The organism is Achromobacter sp. DMS1 (assembly GCF_001270295.1).
In genome coordinates this window covers 1-4,423 of record NZ_LHSJ01000316.1, presented here as the reverse complement: position 1 = coordinate 4,423, position 4,423 = coordinate 1, and the positions used below count along the sequence as shown (strand labels likewise).

4 protein-coding genes are annotated in these 4,423 nt (G+C 68.2%); 1 reads left to right on the top strand and 3 read right to left on the bottom strand.

Features of this window, described 5'->3' with window-relative positions; genetic code table 11:
* Window positions 1-39: 39 nt before the first annotated feature.
* Window positions 40-1,323 (bottom strand): cystathionine gamma-synthase family protein, encoded by a 1,284-nt coding sequence (locus AD428_RS23305; protein ID WP_053246732.1) that lies wholly within the window; start codon window positions 1,321-1,323, stop codon window positions 40-42.
* A 193-nt stretch (window positions 1,324-1,516) separates the two neighbouring features.
* Between AD428_RS23305 and AD428_RS23300 the strand changes: the two genes are divergently transcribed.
* Window positions 1,517-1,996 carry an Lrp/AsnC family transcriptional regulator gene (locus AD428_RS23300; RefSeq protein ID WP_082308554.1) on the top strand — a complete coding sequence of 160 codons (480 nt, stop codon included), beginning with the start codon at window positions 1,517-1,519 and terminating at the stop codon, window positions 1,994-1,996.
* Window positions 1,997-2,014: 18 nt separating this feature from the next.
* On the opposite strand, the gene AD428_RS23295 is transcribed toward AD428_RS23300, so the two are convergent.
* Window positions 2,015-3,487, bottom strand: coding sequence for an amidase (locus AD428_RS23295; protein ID WP_053246731.1), 1,473 nt, complete (start codon window positions 3,485-3,487; stop codon window positions 2,015-2,017).
* Window positions 3,488-3,621: 134 nt separating this feature from the next.
* Window positions 3,622-4,423 (bottom strand): ATP-dependent DNA helicase (locus AD428_RS23290; protein WP_304438967.1); only part of this gene is annotated, 802 nt, incomplete at its 5' end.

Sequence of the window (4,423 nt, the reverse complement as noted above, 5' to 3'; positions counted from 1 at the left end):
CCCGGCGCTCGCGGCCCGCGCCGGATGGGCTGCGCCCTGCTAACCGGCCGCCAGCGCGTGCTCCATGTCCGCGATCAGGTCTTCCTCGTGCTCCAGCCCGATGGACACGCGCACCAGCCCTTCGGACACGCCGGCCGCCTCGCGTTCGGCGGCCGGCACGCCCGAATGCGTGGTGGACGCGGGATGACAGATCAGCGATTCGGTGCCGCCCAGGCTCACCGCGGACTTGAACAGCCGCAGCGCATTGATGAAGCGGAACGCCCGCGCCCTGCCCCCTTCCAGCTCGAAGGCGAAGGTGGAGCCCGGCCCGGCGCACTGGCGCTTGTACACCTCGCGATAGGCGGCGTCGGACGCGTGCTCCGGATGGTAGAGGCGCACGGGCTCGTGCGGGTTGCCCGCCAGCCATTGCGCCACCTTGCTGGCGGTGCGCGCCGCCTGCTTCATGCGCAGCACCACGGTTTCCATGGAGCGCGTGATCATCCAGCAGGAATGCGGATCCAGCTGCGAACCGAAAGCGCTGCGTATCGCCTTCACCTGCCTGACCCGCGCAGCGCTGCCCGTGACCGCCCCGGCCACCAGGTCGCTATGGCCGCCGACGTACTTGGTGAGCGAATACACGCAGAGGTCGGCGCCATGCGCGGCGGGCTTCTGGAAAATCGGCCCCAGCAGCGTGTTGTCGCACACCGCGGTGGGACGGTAGCCGTGCCGCGACTCGAATGCGTCCAGCTCGGCCCGCATGGCCGCGAAATCGACGAGCGCGTTGGTGGGATTGGCCGGCGTTTCCACATAGAAAAGCTTGACCGGCCCCTGCGCAGCCGCGGCCTCCAGCGCCTCGCGCATGGACTGCGCCGACAGGCCGTCGCCAATGGCGTGCGAGCCCACGCCCCACTGCGGAAATATCTTGGAAATCAGTGTCTCGGTGCCGCCGTACAGCGGCACCGACTGCACCAGCTGATCGCCCGGCTTCAGGAAAGCCAGCAGCACCGAACTGATGGCCGACATGCCGCTGGACGTTACCGCGGCCGCTTCCGAGCCGTCCAGCAGCGCCAGCCGGTCTTCCACGATTTCCAGGTTCGGATGATTGAAGCGGCTATAGACCAGCCCGGCCGCCTCGTCCTGCGGCAGGGGTTTCCGTCCGGAAACCAGATCGAAGAATTCCGCCCCGTCTTCGGCGGAACGGAATGCGAACGTCGACGTCAGGAAAACCGGCGGCTTGATCGCGCCCTCGGACAGAAAAGGGTCGAACCCATAAGACATCATTTGCGTTTCCGCGTGCAGCGGACGGCCGAAAATGTCTTTCTTGTGATAACTCGAATAACTCATGGCATTGCCTCCGGTAATATTGGCGCGACCGTCCCGGCGCACGCGGGGCGCTGTTTGAAAACAATAGCGCCGCAACGCCAGACACAGTGTTGCGAACCCCTGCAAGTGTGCCGTGGCTGCCGCGCAAATACCTTTCCAAATCAACTGCGGTGCGGAGATAATAGGAAACATTATTTCCCCGCAGAAAAAAAGCATGAAAGATACTGCCCGGTTACATCAACTTGACGCGATCGATTGGAAAATCATGAAAATCCTTCAAGATGATGGGCGGCTCAGTAATGCGGAACTCGCCGAACGCGTATCGCTGTCGGCGTCGCCCTGCTGGAAGCGGCTCAAGCGCCTTGAAGGGTCCGGCATCATCCGGGGCTACCAGGCCATTCTGGACCGGCGCGCGCTGGGCATGGGAGTGGTCGCGTTCGTCAGCATTTCCCTCGAAAGCCATTCCGAAAAAATCTGCGCCGCGTTCGAGGCCGGCGTGCAGGCCCTGCCCGAAGTGCTGGCCTGCCACAACACCACGGGCGAGCACGATTATCTGCTGCACGTCGTGGCGCGCGATTTCGATGCCTACGCGGAATTCGTGCGCAACCGGCTGCGCCCCCTGCCCGGCGTGAAAGAATTGCTGTCCACCCTGTCCATGCACGAAGTGAAATCCTCCACCAAGCTGCACTGGTAGGCGGCGGGCGCCGGCGCGCTACGCCAGCCAGAGCGCCTGCGGCGGACGCCGCGCCACCCAGTCGCGCTGGCGTTCGTAGGCATGCGCCAGCCGCAGCACGGCCAGGTCGCCGCGCGGCGGCCCGATGAGTTGCATGCCCATGGGCAGCCCGGCCGGGTTGAAACCGGCCGGCACGCTGATCACCGGACATCCGGCCAGGGTCCAGGGCGTGACCACCTCCATCCAGCGGTGGTAAGTATCCATGGGCCGGCCCGCGATTTCCCTGGGCCAGTCCAGATCGGCGTCGAAGGGAAACACCTGCGCCGTGGGCACGGCCAGGTAGTCCACTTCGCGGAACATCGCCAGTACGGCTTCGTACCAGGCGCTGCGCTCTTCCGCGGCGCGGTAGACGTCCAGCGCCGTCATGCCCGACAGCCCCTCCACTTCCCAGATCAGCGCGGGCTTGACCCGTTCGCGCCTGGCCGGGTCGTCGCACAGCGCGCGGTACTGGCCGCCCACCATCAGATGCCGGTGCGCGAGCCAGATGCGCCAGAGGCGTTCGCCCTCGAAGGGCACGGTCAGCGGCGCCACCTCGCAGCCGGCGGCCTGCAGGCCGGCCAGCGCGTCGCGGCACAGATCCAGAATGCCGTCCTCCATCGGCAGATAGCCGTTCCAGTCGCCCAGCCAGCCGACGCGCCTGCCCCGCATATCGGCGTCCAGCGGCTCGCGGAACACGGACGGGTCTTCCGACAGCGACAAGGGCGCGCGCGGATCGTGCCCCGCCAGCACGGACAGCAGCAGCGCCACGTCGCGCGGGGTCCGCCCCATGGGGCCCTCGTAGGAAAGCTGCTTCAGGAACACCTCGCCGCCCGGCCCCGAGGGCACCCGGCCGGCCGAGGGGCGGAAACCATACACATTGCAAAACCCCGCGGGGTTGCGCAGCGAGCCGCCGAAGTCGCTGCCGTCCGCCACGGGCAGCATGCGGGCGGCGAGCGCGGCGGCCGCCCCGCCGCTGCTGCCCCCGGCCGAGCGCGACAGGTCGTAGGGATTGCGGGTGGTGCCGTACACGCGGTTGTAGGTGTGCGAACCCAGGCCGAACTCCGGCACGTTGGTGCGCCCGATGAAAATCGCCCCGGCGCGGCGCATGCGCTCCACGATGATGGAGTCGCGCGCCGGCACCTGGTCCTTGAACACGAGCGATCCCATGGAGGTCACCATGCCCCGCACCGCCGTCAGATCCTTGGGCGCCTGCGGCATGCCGTGCAGCCAGCCCAGCCACTGGCCGGCCGCGAGCTGCGCGTCGCGTTCGTCGGCCTCGCGCAGCAGCTCGGCCTCGTCGCGGCGGGCCACGATGGCGTTCACCTTGGGGTTGACCCGGTCGATATGGTCCAGATAGGCCCGCATCACCTCGCGGCATGATATCCGGCGCTGGCGGATGGCGTCCGACAGCGCGTGCGCCGGCATGGCCACGATGTCGTTCAGCGCGGCCGGAGGTTGCTGGGCTTGGGGCATGGCTTGTGTCTCCTGGTTGCGCGCCCGGCAGGCGCGGCAATGTTCTTTGCATGGTTTGCTGCATGGCGGCCGACAGGCCGCCGTCCCCGACATTACCGCAAACCCGGCCGCATTTGCGCGGCGCACGGCTGCCCTCAGCCGCGATCCCGGGCGTTGCCCGCAGGAGCCGGACTGGTCTCCACGCGCCACCACGACGGCAGCAGACGCCTGACCCGGGCGCGCCGGTAGCGGTCGTCGATGAGCAGCACGCTGCCGCGGTCTTCCACCGTGCGGATGACGCGGCCGGCCGCCTGCACCACTTTCCGCAGACCCGGAAAGAGATAGGTGTAGTCGTAGCCCTGGTCGGCTCCGTAGCGCGCGTCCAGCGCGCGGCGCATGTTCTCGTTGACCGCATTCACTTGCGGCAGCCCCAGCGTGGCGATGAAAGCGCCGATGAGCCGCTCGCCCGGCAGATCCACGCCTTCGGAAAACGCCCCGCCCAGCACGGCAAACCCCACCCCGCGCCCCGTCTCGGTAAAACGGGCCAGGAACTCGGCGCGCTCGGCCTCGCCCATGCCCGGCGTCTGCGCCCACACGGGCACCTCGGGATGGCGCTCGCGCATGGACTCGCACACCCGGGCCAGGTAATCGAAGCTGCTCAGAAAGCCCAGGTAGTTGCCCGGCCTGCGCGCATACTGCCCGGCGATCAGGTCGGCGATGGGGCCGAGCGAGCGCGCGCGGTCGCGATAGCGCGTGGACACGTGGCCCGCCACCCTCACCTGCAGTTGCTCGGGGCGGAAAGGCGCGTCCACGTCGATCCAGGCCGCCTGCGCGGGCAGGCCCAGCATGTCGCGATAGAACCGCTGCGGGTTGAGCGTGCCCGAGAACAGCACCGCGGCGTGGGCGCCCGCGAAACGGCCGGCCAGGTGGGGCGCGGGCACCACGTTGCGCACGCAC